Raw genomic sequence first — 16,420 nt, 5'->3', positions numbered from 1 at the left:
CAAAACACAAATGATCGAGTGCTTCCTGTCCACCCCAGGACAGGAGACGCTCAAGGGAACAGAAATGACGCTGCCGAAAGACCCGCTGCTCCAGCCCTATCGCCTGAAACACCTGACGCTCAAGAACCGGATCATGTCGACGGCGCATGAGCCCGCCTATTCCGAAGATGGCATGCCGAAAGATCGTTACCGCCTCTACCACTTGGAGAAGGCCAAGGGCGGTATGGCCCTGACGATGACGGCGGGCTCGGCCATCGTCTCGGAGGATTCACCTCCGGCCTTCGGCAATCTCCATGCCTATTCCGACGAGATCGTGCCCTGGCTGAAGAAGATCGCCGACGACTGTCATGAGCACGATACCGCGGTGATGATCCAGCTCACCCATCTCGGCCGCCGCACCGGCTGGAACAAGGGTGACTGGCTGCCGGTTCTCTCCGCCTCGCCGGTGCGCGAAGCCGCCCACCGCTCCTTCCCCAAGGAAATCGAGGACTGGGATATCGAGCGCATCGTCGGCGACTACGCCGCCGCCGCCGCCCGCATGCAGGCGGCCGGGCTTGATGGTATCGAGCTTGAGGCCTACGGCCATCTGATGGACGGTTTCTGGTCGCCGGCGACCAACCAGCGCGACGACGATTTCGGCGGCTCGCTCGATAATCGTTTGCGCTTTACCCACATGGTGCTCGACGCGGTCCGCCAATCCGTCGGGCCGGATTTCATCGTCGGCATGCGCATGGTCGCAGACGAGGATTGGGACAAGGGGCTTTCGAAGGAGGAGGGCATCGAGATCGCCCGTCGGCTTGCTAACTCCGGCAAGGTCGATTTCCTCAATATCATCCGCGGGCATATCGACCATGATGCGCCGCTGACCAAGGTCATCCCGATCCAGGGCATGGCGGCCTCGCCGCATCTCGATTTTGCCGGCGAAGTCAGGGCGGCAACAAAATTTCCGGTGTTCCATGCCGCCCGCATCGCCGATGTCGCGACTGCACGCCACGCGATCGCCGAGGGCAAGCTCGACATGGTCGGCATGACCCGCGCCCATATCGCCGACCCGCATATCGTCAGGAAGATCAAGGAGGGCAGGGAGGCCGAAATCCGCCCCTGCGTCGGCGCGACCTACTGTCTCGATCGCATCTATGAGGGCGGTGGCGCGCTCTGTATTCACAACGCGGCGACCGGCCGGGAGGCGATCGTGCCGCACGTCATCTCCAGAAGCACGGGACCGAAGCGAAAGGCCGTCGTTGTCGGTGCTGGTCCGGCGGGCCTCGAGGCGGCGCGCGTGCTTGCCGAACGCGGCCATGCCGTCGAAATCCTCGAGGCCACCGGCCAGGCCGGCGGCCAGATCCTGCTTGCCCAGCGCAATCCACGGCGTCGGGAACTGATCGGCATCGTCGACTGGCGGCTATCGGAGTTGGAGCGGCTCGGCGTGCCTGTTCATTACAATGTCTTTGCCGGCATCGACGACATCAAGGAGCGTTCGCCTGACCTCGTCGTCATCGCCACCGGCGGCATCGCGCAAAACCCGGCTTTGGAGGCGGGGGACGATCTGGTCGTTTCGAGCTGGGACATCATTGCCGGAGCGGTGAAGCCGGAGGGACCGGTGCTTCTCTATGACGACAACGGCGCCCATAGCGGCATGACCGCGGCAGAACTCATTGCGCGCGCCGGCGTCGAGCTTGAGATCGTGTCGCCCGAGCGCATGTTTGCGCCCGAAGTCGGCGGCATGAACCACGTGCCCTATGCCAAGACCTTCGCGGATCACAATGTGCGCGTAACGATCAACACCCGACTGAAATCGGTTCGGCGGGAAGGCAATGCCCTGGTGGCGACGCTCGGGTCCGATTTTTCGGACAGCGCGTCGAGCGAGCGACGGGTCGCCCAGGTGGTGGTCGAGCACGGCACCGTGCCGATGGACGATCTCTATCGTGAACTCAAGCCGCTCTCCCGCAATCTGGGCGCCGTCGACTACAAGGCGCTGCTGCGCGGCGAGAACCCGATCAGTGTTCGCAATGCCGACGGTAGCTTCGACATGTTCCGTATCGGTGATGCGGTTGCCAGCCGCAACATCCATGCCGGCATCTACGATGCGCTGCGTTATGGCATGCTCGTGTAAACAAAAGGAGCAGCGGTGAAAACACCGCCGCTCCGTCTCCTGGTCGTCGCTTGATCCAGCTTACTGCTGGGTACCCTCAGCCGGTGCCGGCTCAATCGCTGTGGCCGGTGCCGTTCCGGTGGTCGAAGAGGTCGTCGAGGTGTCAACCGGCTGGTTGGCGTTCTGCTCAGCAACCTGCTGCGCCTTGGTCTTGAACTCCGGCGCCGCCTTCAAGGTCTCAGCGGTTTCCGTCGTCGTCAGCTTCAAGGCATCCGTGTTGGCCTGCTCGGAGATCTGGATACGGTCGAACGGGACCGCAACATTCTTTTCGCCGAGGCCCAGGAAGCCGCCGACACCGATCACCGCGGCTTCGACGCCGCCGTCCTTCTTGATGATCAGGTCGTTGATCTCACCGACCTTCTCGTCGCCGGCATTATAGACGGTCTGGCCGACATAAGTGCTGGTCGCGATCTGGTCGCTGGCCTGCTCGGTTATGTAGCTCCCACCAGACTGCGCCATCTCGGCAGGTGCCTCGGTGGTTGCAGGCGGTGTTGTCTGTGCCTGGTCGGCGGGGGCTTCAGCGCCCGGTGCCGGCTGAATTTCCATCGTCTGCGGCTCGGCCGGCTTCGGCTGAGTAGCATCCTGAGCAAAGGCCATCGGCGCGAATGCAACACTTGCGATAAGCGCACCGGCCGCAACGGAAGATACAAGTTTCTTGGTCATGTCGATCTGCCTTTCCTTGACGTTGTCGATCAAGGCGCGGTCCTGACTATCGCCAGGTTCCACCGCACCGGTGATACCAAAGCAACGCCCGGCGGCAGAAACGGTTCCAGAAAAATTTGAAGTGACAGCTCTGGAGGTCTGGCAGTCACGCAGGCCATTCGCGTGGGCGCTGACCAATATCGTCGACGGTTTCATATGATCTATCGGTAATTATCGAGCCTTCTTCATTTCATCTTTGTATTTTAGTGATTTATTGATCACTTCTTTACGTTCATGGATTCTTGAGTGTTCTTGTCGATACTTGCGGAAGACAGGAGAGGCTATCCTCGCGGATAGTCGGTCCTGTTGATCTGGGCGGTTCCCCATGTTTCTGCATGTTTCTGCCGCGGCGATTTCTCTCCGTTTCCCTGCTTTCCGTTTTGGTGATGGCCTGCCTTGTCGGCATTGAGCGCAGCCTGTTCGGCGTGCGCTATTTTTCGGAGCGATTGCCCCAAGTCGAGCCCTATAACCTATGGCATGCATGGGGCGCTCTCAGCCGCGCCGATCGGACGACGATCGATGGCGGGGTAAAGAAAACCCCGCCGAAACGGCGGGGCTCCCAATCCAGCGCTGTTTGACGCGACGTCAGTCTCAGTGGCTTTCGCGAAGAACCTCGCTGCCGCTGCCGCCGACGAGGAAGTCGAGGTCCGCGCCCTTGTCGGCCTGCAGCACCGTGTCCTGGTAGAGCTTGTAGTAGCCGCGGGTCCATTTCTGCTCCGGCGGCTGCCAGGCGGCCATGCGGGCGGCGAATTCCTCGTCGCTGATCATCAGGTTGAGTTCGCCCTTCAGCGCATCAAGCCGGATGCGGTCGCCGGTTCTGACGATCGCCAGCGGTCCGCCGGCGTTCGATTCCGGGCTGACATGCAGCACGACGGTGCCAAACGCCGTGCCCGACATGCGGGCATCCGAAACGCGTACCATGTCGCGCACACCTTTTTCGACCAGACGGCGCGGGATCGGCATGTTGCCGACCTCCGCCATGCCGGGATAGCCCTTGGGGCCGCAGCCCTTGAGCACCAGAATGGTGTCTTCTGTCACTGGCAGATCCGGATCGTCGATCTTGGCCTTCAGATCCTCGATCGTTTCGAAGACATAGGCGGGGCCTTCATGCGCCAGCAGATGTTCGCTGGCGGCCGACGGCTTGATGACAGCACCGTTCGGCGCAAGGTTGCCCTTGAGCACGCGAATGCCGGCGGCTGCCCTGAGCGGGTTGTCGAGCGGACGGATGACGTCGTCGTTGAAGACTTCGGCATCTTCCCAGTATCGGCTGATCGGCATGCCGAAGACGGTCGGCGCATCCGGATGCAACAGATGCTGGATCCGGTTCATGACGGCAGGCAGGCCGCCGGCATAGGCGAGATCCTCGATCAGATATTTGCCCGAGGGCATGCAGTTGACGATGCAGGGCACCTGGCCGCCGACGCGGTCGAAATCCTCAAGACAGAGATCGACGCCGGCACGACCGGCAATCGCCAGCATATGCACGACCGCATTGGTCGAGCCGCCGACGGCGGCGTTGGCGATGATACCGTTTTCGAAATTCTTTTTGGTCAGGATCTTCGACAGGCGCAGATCCTCATGCACCATTTCGACGATGCGCTTGCCGGTCATGTGCGACAGCGCCATGCGGCGCGCATCGACAGCGGGAAGGGCAGCGTTGGTCGGCAGCGACAGGCCCATCGCCTCGACGATCGAGGCCATGGTGGTGGCGGTGCCCATGGTCATGCACACACCCGGCGAGCGCGACATGCCGCTCTCGGCCGCCATGAATTCCTGAACGCTCATTTCGCCGGCGCGAACGGCTTCGGAAAACTTCCAGACGTCGGTGCCGGAGCCGATGTCCTTGCCCTTCCATTTGCCGTTCAGCATCGGTCCGGAGGAAACGACGATGGTCGGCAGGTCCACCGAGGCAGCCCCCATCAACTGGCCGGGGGTCGTCTTGTCGCAGCCGCCAAGTAGCACGACGCCGTCGATGCCATAGGCGCGGATCGCCTCCTCGACGTCCATCGCGAGCAGGTTGCGAAACAACATCGCCGTCGGCCGCATCTGTGTTTCGCCAAGCGAGGACACCGGAAACTCGACGGGAAAGCCGCCGGCCTCCCAGACGCCACGTTTCACGCCTTCCGCCAGAATGCGCAGATGGCTGTTGCAGGGTGTCAGTTCCGACCAGGTGTTGCAGATGCCGATGATCGGACGCCCGTCGAAGACGTGATCGGGAAATCCCTGGTTCTTCATCCACGAGCGGTGGATGAAGCCATCCTTGTGGGTGCCGCCGTACCAATGGCGGCTGCGCAGTTCTTTCTTCTTGTCGCTCATGCGAGCTTCCTCCTCACCATGCGATTGATCGCTTGGATCAATTGTATGACTTTTTATTGGCGCTTCGCTACTGCATGTTTCCTTAAATCCTATTTCGATCTAAGGAAAAAACATGCAGCACTTCAAAGTGCTACAGCGACCTTTGCGCGTCTAACAAGACGCGCGGCGCTGCAGGGCTTGCGATCAGAGGCGGAACGACGGCTCGAAACGACCCTTGACGCTGACGCCGAGTTCGAAGGTCTTGCCGGCATGTGGATCGGCCGCGCGTGCCGCTTCGTCCAGGTCTTGCCAGGCCGACGTCACCAGCATGCGGTCGGCCTTCGGCCCGATGAAGGCCGTGCAGCTTGGCTGCGTCGTCGGCATCGCATAGCGCGCGATCCGCAAGCCGTCGGGCCGATAAACGTCGACGGTGCCGCTGCCCCAGCGCGCGTTCCAGATCAGGCCATCGGCATCGCAGACCGAACCGTCGATGCCGCCCTGCTCGCCGCTGCCGTCGACGAGCAGGCTGGGCTCGCCCGTCGGTAAGCCGGTTTCGGCGTCGATGTCGACGCGCATCAGGTGGTTGATGTCGGTATCGACGAAATAGGCGACGGTACCGTCAGGCGAAAAGCAGATGCTGTTGGGAATGGTGACCCGATCGTAGAGCTTGGTCACCTTCGTGCCGGCAACGTGATAGATGGCACCCGCTCCCTTCTCGGCGCTGCGACCCATGGTGCCGATCCACAGCGAACCGGAAGCATGGACGCGGCCGTCGTTCGAACGATTGCCAGGCCGGCCTTCCAGCGTCGTCAGCAGGCTGAAGGCGCCTGTCTGCGCATCCCTGATAAATAACCCCTGGTCCGATGCGATCAGTTGCCGGGATGGATCGATCACGGCCAAAACACTGCCGAGGAACGGCAGCGCGTGCACGGTCTTGCGGCCGGATTCCAGATGCAGCTCATGCAGCTCCTGACCCTTGATGTTGAACCACCAGGCGGTGCCGCTGCCGGGGTCGTAGGTCGGGCCTTCCCCGAGGATCGAGGTCGACTGGCAGAGGATGCTGCCGGAAAAGGCAAGGGTATCGCTCATCAGCGTGCTCCGTAGACGGCGTCGTAGGCTTTGATCGTTGCAACGGCCCGCTTGCCGACGTCTGCAGCACTCATGCCCGGTTTGTAGAGGCTCGATCCGAGCCCGAAGCTTCTGATGCCGATCTTGGCGTAGTCGGCAAAATTCTCCTCCGACACGCCGCCGACGGCAGCCACTTCGACGTCTGTCGGCAGGACGGTGCGGATCGCGGCGATGCCGGACGGGCCGAGCACGCTTGCCGGGAAGAACTTGAGGCCGGTAGCGCCGGCTGCGGCGGCGGCGAGCGCCTCCGTCGGCGTGAAGACGCCGGGCATGGTCACCATGCCCTTTTCTGCCGCCAACCGGATCACAGCCGGTTCGACATTGGGGCTGACCATCAGCCGCCCGCCGACATCGGCAAGCTGTTCGACCTGTGCCGTTGTCAGCACCGTGCCGGCGCCGATCAGGCAGCCATCGGGCGCCATCGTCACGGCGGTTTCGATGGAGCGGAACGGGTCGGGGGAATTGAGCGGGATTTCGATCGCGGTGAAGCCCGCCTCGATCAGCGTGCCGACAACGCCTTCGGTTTCCTCTGGCTTGAGGCCGCGCAGGATCGCGACCAGCGGGTATTTCATCGGTGGGAAGGGGATACGGTTCATGGCAGCAGTCTTTCGGTCAGAGGGGCCAGATTGCCTGAGCGGCAGTCGAAAGGCCGGCGCGCACGGCTTCGTCGGCATCGACGATCCGTGGGCTAAGGTCGAGGCTTGCAAGGGCTGCGCGGTAGAGCGCGCCGAGCGAACCGGAGGCAACGAGGCAGACGCTGTCGACGGTGCCCGCCGTCGCCAATGCTCCGGCGATCTCAAGCCCGATCAGCGTGCCCGACAGCGTCGCCTTGGCGTCGGTCGCCGTCGCGCCGTGCAGCAACTGGCCGGCGCGCACGCCGAACGTCAGGTTGGTGGCGAGCGCCGGGTTGGCGCAGGCCGCGGCCACGGCTGCGAGGAACGCCGGATGCTCGCCGGAAAACACCTGCGCATCCGCGACCGAGTGGCTGAGAATGGAGTGTTTCGATATTACATCGAACAGTTCGCCAGTCATGAAGGTCGAGAAACCGGTGACCTTGCCGCCCTCGAGGCGCACCCATTTGCTGTGGGTTCCGGGCATGCAGACGAGATGTCGTCCGTCGCCGAGGCTCACCGCAGCACCGAGCAACTGGGTCTCCTCGCCGCGCATCACATCGGGATGCTGCGGATCGCGCTGGGCGAGACCCGGCAGAATGCGGATGTCGCGGCCGACATCGGGCACCGCGACAGCTCCAGCTGCAATTGTCGCGAGCGAGGCTGGCGTGTCGAGGTAGCCGGCCTCGAGCCAGCCCTGCTTGGCGCCGGCCATGCCGCAGATAATCACGGGCAGGTGCGGCGGTGCGGCTACTGCGGCCAGGTGGGCTTCCAAGATGGTCGAAAAGCCTGTCTTGGCAGCCGTGGTCATGCCTTCGCCGCTGCGCCGTTCGGCAAGGACCGTGCCGTCCTCGGCAACGACCCAGAGCCGAAAGCTCGTGGTTCCCCAGTCGACTGCGGCATAATAGGCTGCGGTCATCACAATGCGCCTCCGTCAATGATCATCGTTTGGGCCGTCATGCCCATGGAACAGTTCGAAGCCAGGTAGAGGCACGGGCCGATCAGGTCGTCGGCGGTCAGGCTTCGCTTCAGGCATTGCTTCTCCAGCATCGTCAGGATCGCCGTTTCGTCCAGCCAGAGCTTCTTCTGGCGCTCGGTGACGATCATGCCGGGCAGGATCGCGTTGACGCGGATATTGTCCGGGCCGAGCTTGCCGGCGAGCGACTTCGTCAATCCGACGATGCCGGCCTTGGCCGTCGCATAGGCCGGGATTTCCGCCATGTTCAGCAGGAAGGCGATCGACGAGAAGTTGATGATCGATCCGCCACCGGCCCGCCGCATGTGCGGCGCCACGGCCTGGCTCATGAAGAACAGGTGCCTGAGATTGACCGCCTGGCTTTCGTCCCAGCTCTCTTCGGTGACATCTTCGAGCGGCTGCCGGTCGTCGCGAGCGGCATTGTTGACGAGCACGTGGAGCGCGCCGAGCGTCGCTGCGGCCGTTTCGGCGGCGGTCCTCACCGCGTCGACATCGCGCAGATCGGCATGAATGAAGAGCGGCCTGTATCCGGTCTCGGCCGAGAGCCTGTCGACGAACTCCAAGCTTGCCGCCGCGTCGATATCGACGAAGGCGACCTGCGCGCACTGGCGAACGAAACCCTCGACGAGTGCCGCCCCGATGCCGGCGCCCCCGCCGGTGATAAGGACGCGGCGATCCCTCAGATCGTGAAATTGGGCCGCAGGCAACGGCATCTGTCCGGCACTCCCCGTTCGCGCAATTTCGGCGCGCTTGTCGATTTATTTGTTCCGATATGTGGAACGCGATTTTATTATATGGAATTATCGGGCGGCAGCGGTTATTTTGTCAAGATCGGATTGGCGATCCCAGACCCTTATGGGCGGAGATGAAACGGGCGACATGCGTGCGGAACTCACAGGAATTGCGGATGGCGAGGCGGCCGGCACCGGTACGCTCGGCAAGGCCATGGCCGTTCTGGAGGCGGTGGTCATGGCCGACGGGCCCCAGCGGTTCACCGATATTCTGGCGAGATCCGGCCAGCCGCGCGGTACCTTGCACCGGTTGCTCAGCCACCTCGTCGAGGAAGGGCTGCTCGTGCAGCGGCGCGATCTCTCCTACGAGCCCGGCCTTCGCCTGTTGACACTTGCCTCTCGCGCCTGGTCCGGCAATCGTTTTCGTGATGTTGCCGAACCGCATCTTCGCAAACTGCACGAGTTGACCGGAGAAACCGTGCATCTCGGTATCCTCAGGGAAACCGAAATCGTCTATGTCGACAAGGTCGAAAGTCGGCAGACGGTGCGCATGAGTTCGCAGATCGGCAAGGCCTCTCCCGTCTATTGCACCGGGATCGGCAAGGCGGCGCTGTCGTTGTTGCCGCAACCGGAACTGGAGCGTCTTGTCGCCAGGATGGCGTTCCATGCGTTCACCCCGCATACGCATCGCTCGGCCGAAACGCTGCTGGCGGAGATTGCCGACATCCGCCGCGACGGACACGCTTTCGATCGGGAAGAACATGAGATAGAGATCCGCTGCGTTGCTGCGCCGATCCGTGTGTCGGGCAGCGATCTGACAGCTGGAATCTCGGTTACGGGGCCGGCCTACAGGGTGAGCATGGAGCAGTTGACCGCCTGGTCGGGGGCGGTGCGGGCGGCGGCGGCGGCGATCGGGGAGGAGGCCGCGATTCGCCTCGGTCCGGGCCGTGGTGGACCTTGAGTTCACTTTACGGTAAATTAGAAGCTTCGACTGGACGTGGTGTTCCAACCTCGATAACGTTAATATATCAGACTCGCTTTGCGGTTGACCGCGACCAGGTTTGATTTTGTCATTAAGAATAATTTTGACGTGATCTTCATGCGGCGTCAGCGGCCGTGCTCCTCCCCGGAGCCGGATGTGGAGAAGGGCGGAAGATGATCGATTTCAGCGCGAATATGGCGTCGTTGATGCTCCCTGACGGGCGGTCCGTAAGGGGGCCCATCTGTTGCGAGGACGATATCAGACGGGTGATCGGGCAGGTTGCGGACGCCTATGGCTTCCGTGGGTTCCTCGTGCTCGCCGTTCCGGATACCGGCTGCAACAGCCTCGAGGCCAATGCGATGATGACGACCTATCCGGTCGAGTTCCTGAAAGGTTACGATAGCGCTGGCCTGATCAATGGCAGCCCTGTGATCCAGCGCCTGCGCCGCAGCACCATACCCTTCACCTATGACGCCCACCAGCTGGCGCGCCGGCGCGCCGACGGCAAGGGCGACGCGGCGATCTGCGTCTTCGAGCAGGCGGGCATGCCGCGCGGGATTTACCTTCCGGTGCATGACGCCGGCGGCCACCGCGCCGCCATTGCCTTTGGCGGTGATCGCCCTGTTGTGTCGAACGATGAAATGCAAGAACTCAATCTGTGGGCCGGCATTCTCTTCAGCAAGCTGGTCGAGGTGCGCGAGCGCGATCGGCGCGGGTCGGGAAGCCTGTCGCGCCGTGAGGTGGAATGCCTGCGCTGGGCCGCGGCCGGCAAGACCACGAGCGAGATGGCGCGGATCCTTGCGCTGTCGGAGTACACAGTGAACCACTATCTCAACCGAGCGACGCGAAAGCTGGATTCGGTCAACCGCGTGCAGACGGTCGCCAAGGCCATGCGCGCCGGTTTGATCAACTGAGAACTGGCACTTTCTGCACATCAAAGCTGGATGCTGCGGCATGGCGCAGTTCGCTTGTCTGGAAATACACAGGCTTTTAGGCGCGTAGGGCAGGGAATCTCGATCATCTGTTGGCATTGGCCTGCAGGTCGGTCTATTTGATAATTGATGAATGCCATGGAACGCGCGAATGCAGGATACGATGACCACCGGGACGACTGACGCAGATCTGCCCCGGGGCGGTGATTTCGCGTCTGAGATCGCAAAACTGGAGACCCAGTTCGACATCATCCGCTATATGCGGCGGGTCACGCAGATGTTTGGCTTCAAAACCTTTCTCATCTGTTCGATCCCGTCCATCGACGTGGACCGCCTGGCTGCAACCACCGTTATCTCCAATATGCCTGCCGAGCTGCTGAACAAGTATGACAGCCTGTCGATGCTGCGCTTCAGCACCGGCGTCAAACGGTTGCGGGAAACGACGACGCCTTTCCAGGTGACGCTCGAAGCCTGGGAAGGCGAGGGTGGCAAGCCCGATTCGGCCAGCGAATACATTGCCATGCTGCGCGACAACGGCATCTTCCAGGCCAGTTACTTCCCGGTGCACGACGCAGAAGGTGGTCGCGGCGCCGTGATCCTGATGGGGCCGGAAGCAGAACTGCCGATGACCGTGACCATGGAACTGCAGATGATCGCAATCCATATCTACAACCGGTTGGCAGAGATCGGCTCGGTCTGGAAGAACGCCAGTGCGTCCCTTTCCGAGCGCGAGATCCAGTGCCTCAGTTGGACGGCGGCTGGAAAGACCAGCGCCGAGATCGCCGGCATCCTCGGCCTCTCCGAGCACACCGTGAACCACTACCTCAACCACGTCACCAAGAAGCTCGACGCGGTGAACCGCACGCAGGCCGTCGTCAAGGCGATGAAGAAGGGCTACATCAGCTAGCCCCTTCCTCATGCGGCTGGTTTGCAATAGCTCCGGCCCGTGCCTCGCCTCACACCGATACAGAATGCCCCGTTCCTGTGCTGCATTGAGACCATTGCCCATAAACTGGGCAGATGCTCTCTGTCTCCGATCGGCGCGATTCTTATGCTATTTATCTGAAAAAATTCGCTTTTCTCGTTGATTTCGAATCTGGCACGCATCCTGCATTGCTTGGGACATGTCCAGAGGGGACTAAAACAAGACAGCGCCCAAGAAGGTCGCGACAAAAAGGGCCGCCACTCAACCCCCGTGTGATCCCGGATCAGGTAAATGATGCCGGATCACACTTGTGATCCCGGATGTACGGACACAAGGGATGAGTGGCGGCTCTGCTTTTTCCGTTGTGTCGCATTGGCGAAGCGCCCGGCCTCGACTATCTAAGAGGACAAAAGAATGAGAGGGCGCGATGCCGGAAGTCACCAGAGACGTGGTTCTTGATAAGCTGCGAACCGTGCGCGGTCCGGATATGGAAGGCAACATCGTCGAGCTTGGGCTCGTGTCGGATGTCTTCATTTCGGATGGCAAGGCCTATTTTTCGATCACCGTGCCCGCCGATCGCGCCAAGGAGCTCGAACCCATGCGCGCTGCCGCCGAGCGCGTCGTGCGCGAAATCCCCGGCATCAGCGCTGCAATGGTTGCGCTGACCGCGGACCGCAAGGCCGCACCTGCGGCGGCCCCTGTGCAACGCCCGCAACCGGCCGGCGCCCATGCCGGTCATTCTCATGGCCAGCGGCCGGCAGGCGGTGCACCTGCAAAGGCCGGCATTCCCGGCGTCGGCGCCATCATCGCCGTCGCCTCCGGCAAGGGCGGTGTCGGCAAGTCCACCACATCGGTCAACCTGGCGCTGGCGCTCAAGGCCAACGGCCTGAAGGTCGGCCTGCTGGACGCCGACATCTACGGCCCGTCGATGCCGCGCCTCCTGAAGATTTCCGGCCGGCCGCAGCAGATCGAAGGCCGGATGATCCGCCCGATGGAAAACTACGGCCTCAAGGTCATGTCCATGGGCTTCCTCGTCGACGAGGAAGTGGCGATGATCTGGCGCGGCCCGATGATCCAGTCGGCATTGCTGCAAATGCTGCGCGAAGTCGCCTGGGGCGATCTCGATGTGCTGGTGGTCGATATGCCGCCAGGCACCGGCGACGCGCAATTGACAATGGCGCAGCAGGTGCCGCTTGCCGGCGCGGTGATCGTTTCGACGCCGCAGGACCTGGCCCTGATCGACGCCCGCAAGGGGCTGGCGATGTTCCGCAAGGTCGAGGTGCCGGTGCTCGGCATTATCGAGAACATGAGCTATTTCGTCGCCCCGGACACCGGCAAACGCTATGACATTTTCGGCCATGGCGGCGCGCGCAAGGAAGCCGAGCGTATCGGCGTGCCGTTCCTCGGCGAGGTGCCGCTGACCATGGGCATTCGGGAAACCTCCGATGCCGGTACACCGCTGGTCGTTTCCGATCCGGAAGGGGAAATCGCCCGCATCTATCGTGAGATCGCGACGAAGGTCTGGCGCGAAGTCTCGGCAGCACGAGACGACAAGAGCCGCGCGATGCCGAATATCGTCTTCGAATAGGCCGTCGTCCGCGGCCTCTTCGATCGGGTCGACCCGCCACGCGATACAGGCCGGGTCGGCTCCGAAGCCCTGCGAATAGCGGCACAATTTTGTCCGAAACCCGATTTCGATTCGGCGAAACATGCAGTAGGGTGGCGCCGGAACGGTAGACGGCGCCTGTGTCATGTATCGAGGGGGCATTGATTTTGCGTCTGTGTTGCGCCATATGCCGTGCCGCACTTGCGAAGGTGCCCAACTTAGCGCCCTCTCGCCGGAGACCTTGCCCTCCCGCGATGACCGAGTTGAGGATTTTGTCCTGACTGGGAACGCTTCATCCGATGGATTTCGATCGTGGGAATAACGTGGCGCCGATGCGGTTGCTCACTTTCGTTCGGGTACGCGCCGCTGTCGGGTGCCGCGCCTGCGGGAAGGGCGCCTGAATGATAACGGGCTATTGCTCCAACGGAGAGACGGTCACCCTGTCGGTGGCAGACGAGCCTGTTACCCTGCGTCCCGACATCGTCTGGTTCGATCTCGTCGAGCCGACCAAGGCCGAGGATCTGATGATGGAGAAGCTTCTGGGCATCTCCATCCCGACCCGCGACGACCTGAAGGACATCGAACCGTCGAGCCGGCTCTATATCGAGGCCGATGCCGTGTTCATGACCGCGTCGCTGGTCTACCGCTCTGAAACCGATATTCCCGATCTCACCGACGTTGCCTTCATCCTGCACGGCGGGCGGCTTGTGACCATTCGTTACGCAGAACCCCGTGCCTTCGCTCTCTTCAAGACGGCGATGCACCGGATCCCCGGCGGCTGCCCGAATGGCGTCGTGATGTTGACCCGGTTGCTCGAAACGATTGCCGACCGCACCGCCGAAATCCTCGAACAGGCCGTCGGCAAGGTCGATGATCTGTCGCTGCAGGTCTTTGGCGATAAGGCCGTCGTCAAGCGTAGGCCGCCGCACTTCCTCGAAGCGCGTCTGCGCGACGTGGCCGGTCATCACCGTCTGGTCGCCAAGACCCGCGACAGTCTTGCCTCGCTATCGCGCCTTTTGACATTCGTCTACACCGTTCCCGAGGTCCAGGCGGACAAGGACAGCCGCGAACTCTGCCGCTCGATCTCGCGCGACATCCAGACATTGTCGGAGCATGCCTCGTTCATCTCCGGCAACATCACCTTTTTGCTCGACGCCTCGCTCGGCCTCATCAATGTCGAGCAGAATGCCATCATCAAGATCTTCTCGATCGCTTCGGTGGTATTGTTGCCGCCAACGCTGGTCGCTTCCGTCTACGGCATGAACTTTCGCGTCATGCCGGAACTCGAATGGCAGCTCGGCTACCCCTTGGCGCTGGCCGCCATGGTGATATCCGCCGTGATACCCTTTTTCTTCTTTCGCTGGAAAGGCTGGCTCTAACAGCCAGTAGGACACGCATGACCCAATCGCATGCCCCTTCCACACAAGGGTCGAAAGACCTGCGCCGGCTGCTCGTCCTCGGCCTCGGCTCCATCGGCGTGGTCTACGGCGATATCGGCACCAGCCCGCTCTACGCCTTTCGCGAAGCGCTGCGCCCGGTGTCCCACGACGGCGTGACCGATGTCGAAATCATCGGCCTGATCTCGCTGATGATCTGGACGCTGACGATCATCGTGACGATCAAATATGTGCTGTTCCTGCTGCGCGCCGACAACCAGGGAGAGGGCGGCACGCTCTCGCTGCTGGCGCTGTTGATGAAGACCGGGAACGGCCACACGGCAATCCTGTTCTTCATGGGCATTGCCGGTGCCGCACTCTTTATTGGCGACGCGATGATCACGCCGGCCCTATCCGTGCTTTCGGCCGTCGAGGGCCTGAAGCTCGTGACCCCGGCGCTGTCGGACTATGTTGTCCCCATCGCCGTCGTCATTCTGCTTTTGATGTTTGCGGTGCAGTCGAAGGGAACGGCCGCCGTTTCCAACTTCTTCGGCCCGATCACGCTCATCTGGTTCCTGGTCATGGGCGGCATCGGCGTCATCCACATTTCCGACGACCTGTCGATCTTCAAGGCCTTCAATCCCTATTATGCCGCCAGCTTCATGTTCAATGAGGGCTATGTCGGCATCATCGTGCTCGGTGCCGTCTTCCTGACGGTGACCGGGGCGGAGGCGCTCTATGCGGACCTTGGCCATTTTGGCCGCCGCCCGATCCAGTGGGCCTGGTTCCTCGTCGTCTTTCCGGCATTGACGCTCAACTATCTCGGCCAGGGCGCGTTCATCCTGAAGAACCCCGAGGCGATGTCGGACCCGTTCTTCCTGATGTTCCCGAAATGGGCGCTGCTGCCGGTCGTGATCCTTGCGACCTTCGCCACGATCATCGCCAGCCAGGCGGTGATAACCGGCGCGTTTTCCCTGACGCGCCAGGCGATCCACCTCGGCTTCCTGCCGCGCATGGCGATTTTCCACACCTCGGAAACCCACACGGGCCAGATCTACCTTCCCAACGTCAACACGCTTTTGATGTTCGGCGTCATGGCGCTGGTCTTCGTCTTCGGCTCGTCGGAATCGCTCGCCACCGCCTATGGTATTTCGGTGACCGGCGCGATGGTGGTCACGACGGTGCTCTCCTTCGAGTTCCTGCGCGCGCGGTGGAACTGGTCGGCGCTTTGGGCCGGCGCCGTGCTTTTGCCGCTGTTTGCATTGGAGTTCGTGTTCCTCGGCGCCAACATGCTGAAGATCCATGATGGTGGCTACGTGCCGGTGTTGATTGCCGCCACTTTCATCGTCATCATGTGGACCTGGAAGCGCGGCACGGAGATCCTCCATGCCAAGACCCGCCACATCGACATTCCCTTGGCGAGCTTCGTCAAGTCGATCGAGCGCAAGAGCGAGCATGCGCCGGTTTCTGTGCCGGGCACCGCGGTGTTCCTGACGAGCGACCCGGAATCGACGCCGGCAGCCCTGCTGCACAACATCAAGCACAATCACGTGCTGCATCAGCAGAACTTCATTCTGACGATCCGCACCGCCAACACGCCGAAGGTTCCCAAGACCGAACGCGTCAGCGTGCAGCCGCTGTCGGAGCGCTTCACGCTGCTCGAAATGCGCTTCGGCTTCATGGAGACGCAGAACGTTTCTCAGGCGCTCGGCCTCTTCCGCAAGTCCGGGCTGAAGTTCGACATCATGTCGACGTCGTTCTATCTCGGCCGGCGCAAGCTGGTTCCGGATGCGCAGTCCGGCATGCCGCATTGGCAGGATCGCCTGTTCATCGCGCTTGCCAATGCGGCGATCGACCCTTCCGACTATTTCCGCCTGCCGACCAACCGCGTGGTCGAACTCGGCTCACACGTCATCATCTGACGTCACCGGTTGGGAAGGCGGCTGGCGGGCCGAAAGTCCGCCCTCACTGTCTTTCAGTGAAGACGCATTAACCAAACATCAA

The 16,420-nt window shown here is 62.1% G+C and carries 13 protein-coding genes; 7 read left to right on the top strand and 6 right to left on the bottom strand.

Annotation, left to right across the window (positions count from 1 at the left end; all coding sequences use genetic code 11):
* The first annotated feature begins 64 nt into the window (after positions 1 to 64).
* Positions 65 to 2,113: an NADH:flavin oxidoreductase gene (locus tag BLJAPNOD_RS19435; RefSeq protein WP_115420852.1), complete on the top strand. Its 2,049-nt coding sequence runs from the start codon at positions 65 to 67 to the stop codon at positions 2,111 to 2,113.
* A 60-nt stretch (positions 2,114 to 2,173) separates the two neighbouring features.
* Here the strand turns inward: BLJAPNOD_RS19435 and BLJAPNOD_RS19430 are convergent, their stop codons facing one another.
* The 6 genes from BLJAPNOD_RS19430 to BLJAPNOD_RS19400 all read right to left on the bottom strand — a co-directional run bounded on the left by BLJAPNOD_RS19430 (position 2,174) and on the right by BLJAPNOD_RS19400 (position 8,577).
* A complete protein-coding gene (locus tag BLJAPNOD_RS19430; protein ID WP_115421374.1) occupies positions 2,174 to 2,815 on the bottom strand; it encodes a PRC-barrel domain-containing protein in 642 nt (213 codons plus the stop codon).
* Positions 2,816 to 3,445: 630 nt separating this feature from the next.
* Positions 3,446 to 5,170, bottom strand: coding sequence for an IlvD/Edd family dehydratase (locus BLJAPNOD_RS19420; protein ID WP_077504200.1), 1,725 nt, complete (start codon positions 5,168 to 5,170; stop codon positions 3,446 to 3,448).
* Between the two features lie 183 nt (positions 5,171 to 5,353).
* Entirely contained in the window at positions 5,354 to 6,238 is an 885-nt protein-coding gene (locus tag BLJAPNOD_RS19415; RefSeq protein WP_115420850.1) for an SMP-30/gluconolactonase/LRE family protein, read from the bottom strand.
* Positions 6,238 to 6,873, bottom strand: a complete 636-nt coding sequence (locus BLJAPNOD_RS19410; protein WP_115420849.1) for a 2-dehydro-3-deoxy-6-phosphogalactonate aldolase — start codon at positions 6,871 to 6,873, stop codon at positions 6,238 to 6,240. The genes BLJAPNOD_RS19415 and BLJAPNOD_RS19410 overlap by 1 nt, the downstream gene beginning before the upstream one ends.
* Positions 6,874 to 6,889: 16 nt before the next feature.
* On the bottom strand, positions 6,890 to 7,807 hold the full coding sequence (locus tag BLJAPNOD_RS19405; RefSeq protein WP_115420848.1) for a 2-dehydro-3-deoxygalactonokinase: 918 nt from the start codon (positions 7,805 to 7,807) through the stop codon (positions 6,890 to 6,892).
* Positions 7,807 to 8,577 (bottom strand): SDR family oxidoreductase, encoded by a 771-nt coding sequence (locus tag BLJAPNOD_RS19400; RefSeq protein WP_115420847.1) that lies wholly within the window; start codon positions 8,575 to 8,577, stop codon positions 7,807 to 7,809. Before BLJAPNOD_RS19400 ends, BLJAPNOD_RS19405 begins: the two co-directional genes overlap by 1 nt.
* A gap of 166 nt (positions 8,578 to 8,743) precedes the next feature.
* Here BLJAPNOD_RS19400 and BLJAPNOD_RS19395 point away from each other — a divergent pair, with 166 nt between their 5' ends.
* The 6 genes from BLJAPNOD_RS19395 to BLJAPNOD_RS19370 all read left to right on the top strand — a co-directional run bounded on the left by BLJAPNOD_RS19395 (position 8,744) and on the right by BLJAPNOD_RS19370 (position 16,338).
* Positions 8,744 to 9,556 (top strand): IclR family transcriptional regulator, encoded by an 813-nt coding sequence (locus BLJAPNOD_RS19395; RefSeq protein ID WP_115421373.1) that lies wholly within the window; start codon positions 8,744 to 8,746, stop codon positions 9,554 to 9,556.
* A 194-nt stretch (positions 9,557 to 9,750) separates the two neighbouring features.
* The gene (locus tag BLJAPNOD_RS19390; RefSeq protein WP_115420846.1) at positions 9,751 to 10,491 is read left to right on the top strand and encodes an autoinducer binding domain-containing protein; all 741 of its coding nucleotides are present in this window, start codon (positions 9,751 to 9,753) and stop codon (positions 10,489 to 10,491) included.
* A gap of 169 nt (positions 10,492 to 10,660) precedes the next feature.
* A complete protein-coding gene (locus BLJAPNOD_RS19385) occupies positions 10,661 to 11,416 on the top strand; it encodes a LuxR family transcriptional regulator (protein WP_077504193.1) in 756 nt (251 codons plus the stop codon).
* 445 nt (positions 11,417 to 11,861) lie between these two features.
* Positions 11,862 to 13,022 (top strand): iron-sulfur cluster carrier protein ApbC, encoded by a 1,161-nt coding sequence (gene apbC / locus BLJAPNOD_RS19380; protein ID WP_115420844.1) that lies wholly within the window; start codon positions 11,862 to 11,864, stop codon positions 13,020 to 13,022.
* A gap of 419 nt (positions 13,023 to 13,441) precedes the next feature.
* Positions 13,442 to 14,419 carry a magnesium transporter CorA family protein gene (locus tag BLJAPNOD_RS19375; protein WP_115420843.1) on the top strand — a complete coding sequence of 326 codons (978 nt, stop codon included), beginning with the start codon at positions 13,442 to 13,444 and terminating at the stop codon, positions 14,417 to 14,419.
* Between the two features lie 17 nt (positions 14,420 to 14,436).
* Entirely contained in the window at positions 14,437 to 16,338 is a 1,902-nt protein-coding gene (locus BLJAPNOD_RS19370; protein WP_115420842.1) for a potassium transporter Kup, read from the top strand.
* Positions 16,339 to 16,420 lie beyond the last annotated feature (82 nt).

Source organism: Ensifer sp. M14 (assembly GCF_003355565.1).
Classification (GTDB): domain Bacteria; phylum Pseudomonadota; class Alphaproteobacteria; order Rhizobiales; family Rhizobiaceae; genus Ensifer.
This window is presented reverse-complemented; position numbering and strand designations above follow the sequence as displayed.

What these genes read in the sequence shown, in the direction of transcription:
- BLJAPNOD_RS19390 (WP_115420846.1), top strand. Translation starts at nt 9,751, where the DNA reads ATGATCGATTTCAGCGCGAATATGGCGTCGTTGATGCTCCCTGACGGG.
- BLJAPNOD_RS19370 (WP_115420842.1), top strand. Translation starts at nt 14,437, where the DNA reads ATGACCCAATCGCATGCCCCTTCCACACAAGGGTCGAAAGACCTGCGC.
- BLJAPNOD_RS19415 (WP_115420850.1), bottom strand. Translation starts at nt 6,238, where the DNA reads ATGAGCGATACCCTTGCCTTTTCCGGCAGCATCCTCTGCCAGTCGACC.
- BLJAPNOD_RS19410 (WP_115420849.1), bottom strand. Translation starts at nt 6,873, where the DNA reads ATGAACCGTATCCCCTTCCCACCGATGAAATACCCGCTGGTCGCGATC.
- BLJAPNOD_RS19395 (WP_115421373.1), top strand. Translation starts at nt 8,744, where the DNA reads ATGCGTGCGGAACTCACAGGAATTGCGGATGGCGAGGCGGCCGGCACC.
- BLJAPNOD_RS19375 (WP_115420843.1), top strand. Translation starts at nt 13,442, where the DNA reads ATGATAACGGGCTATTGCTCCAACGGAGAGACGGTCACCCTGTCGGTG.
- BLJAPNOD_RS19430 (WP_115421374.1), bottom strand. Translation starts at nt 2,815, where the DNA reads ATGACCAAGAAACTTGTATCTTCCGTTGCGGCCGGTGCGCTTATCGCA.
- apbC (WP_115420844.1), top strand. Translation starts at nt 11,862, where the DNA reads ATGCCGGAAGTCACCAGAGACGTGGTTCTTGATAAGCTGCGAACCGTG.
- BLJAPNOD_RS19435 (WP_115420852.1), top strand. Translation starts at nt 65, where the DNA reads ATGACGCTGCCGAAAGACCCGCTGCTCCAGCCCTATCGCCTGAAACAC.
- BLJAPNOD_RS19400 (WP_115420847.1), bottom strand. Translation starts at nt 8,577, where the DNA reads ATGCCGTTGCCTGCGGCCCAATTTCACGATCTGAGGGATCGCCGCGTC.
- BLJAPNOD_RS19405 (WP_115420848.1), bottom strand. Translation starts at nt 7,807, where the DNA reads ATGACCGCAGCCTATTATGCCGCAGTCGACTGGGGAACCACGAGCTTT.
- BLJAPNOD_RS19385 (WP_077504193.1), top strand. Translation starts at nt 10,661, where the DNA reads ATGCAGGATACGATGACCACCGGGACGACTGACGCAGATCTGCCCCGG.
- BLJAPNOD_RS19420 (WP_077504200.1), bottom strand. Translation starts at nt 5,170, where the DNA reads ATGAGCGACAAGAAGAAAGAACTGCGCAGCCGCCATTGGTACGGCGGC.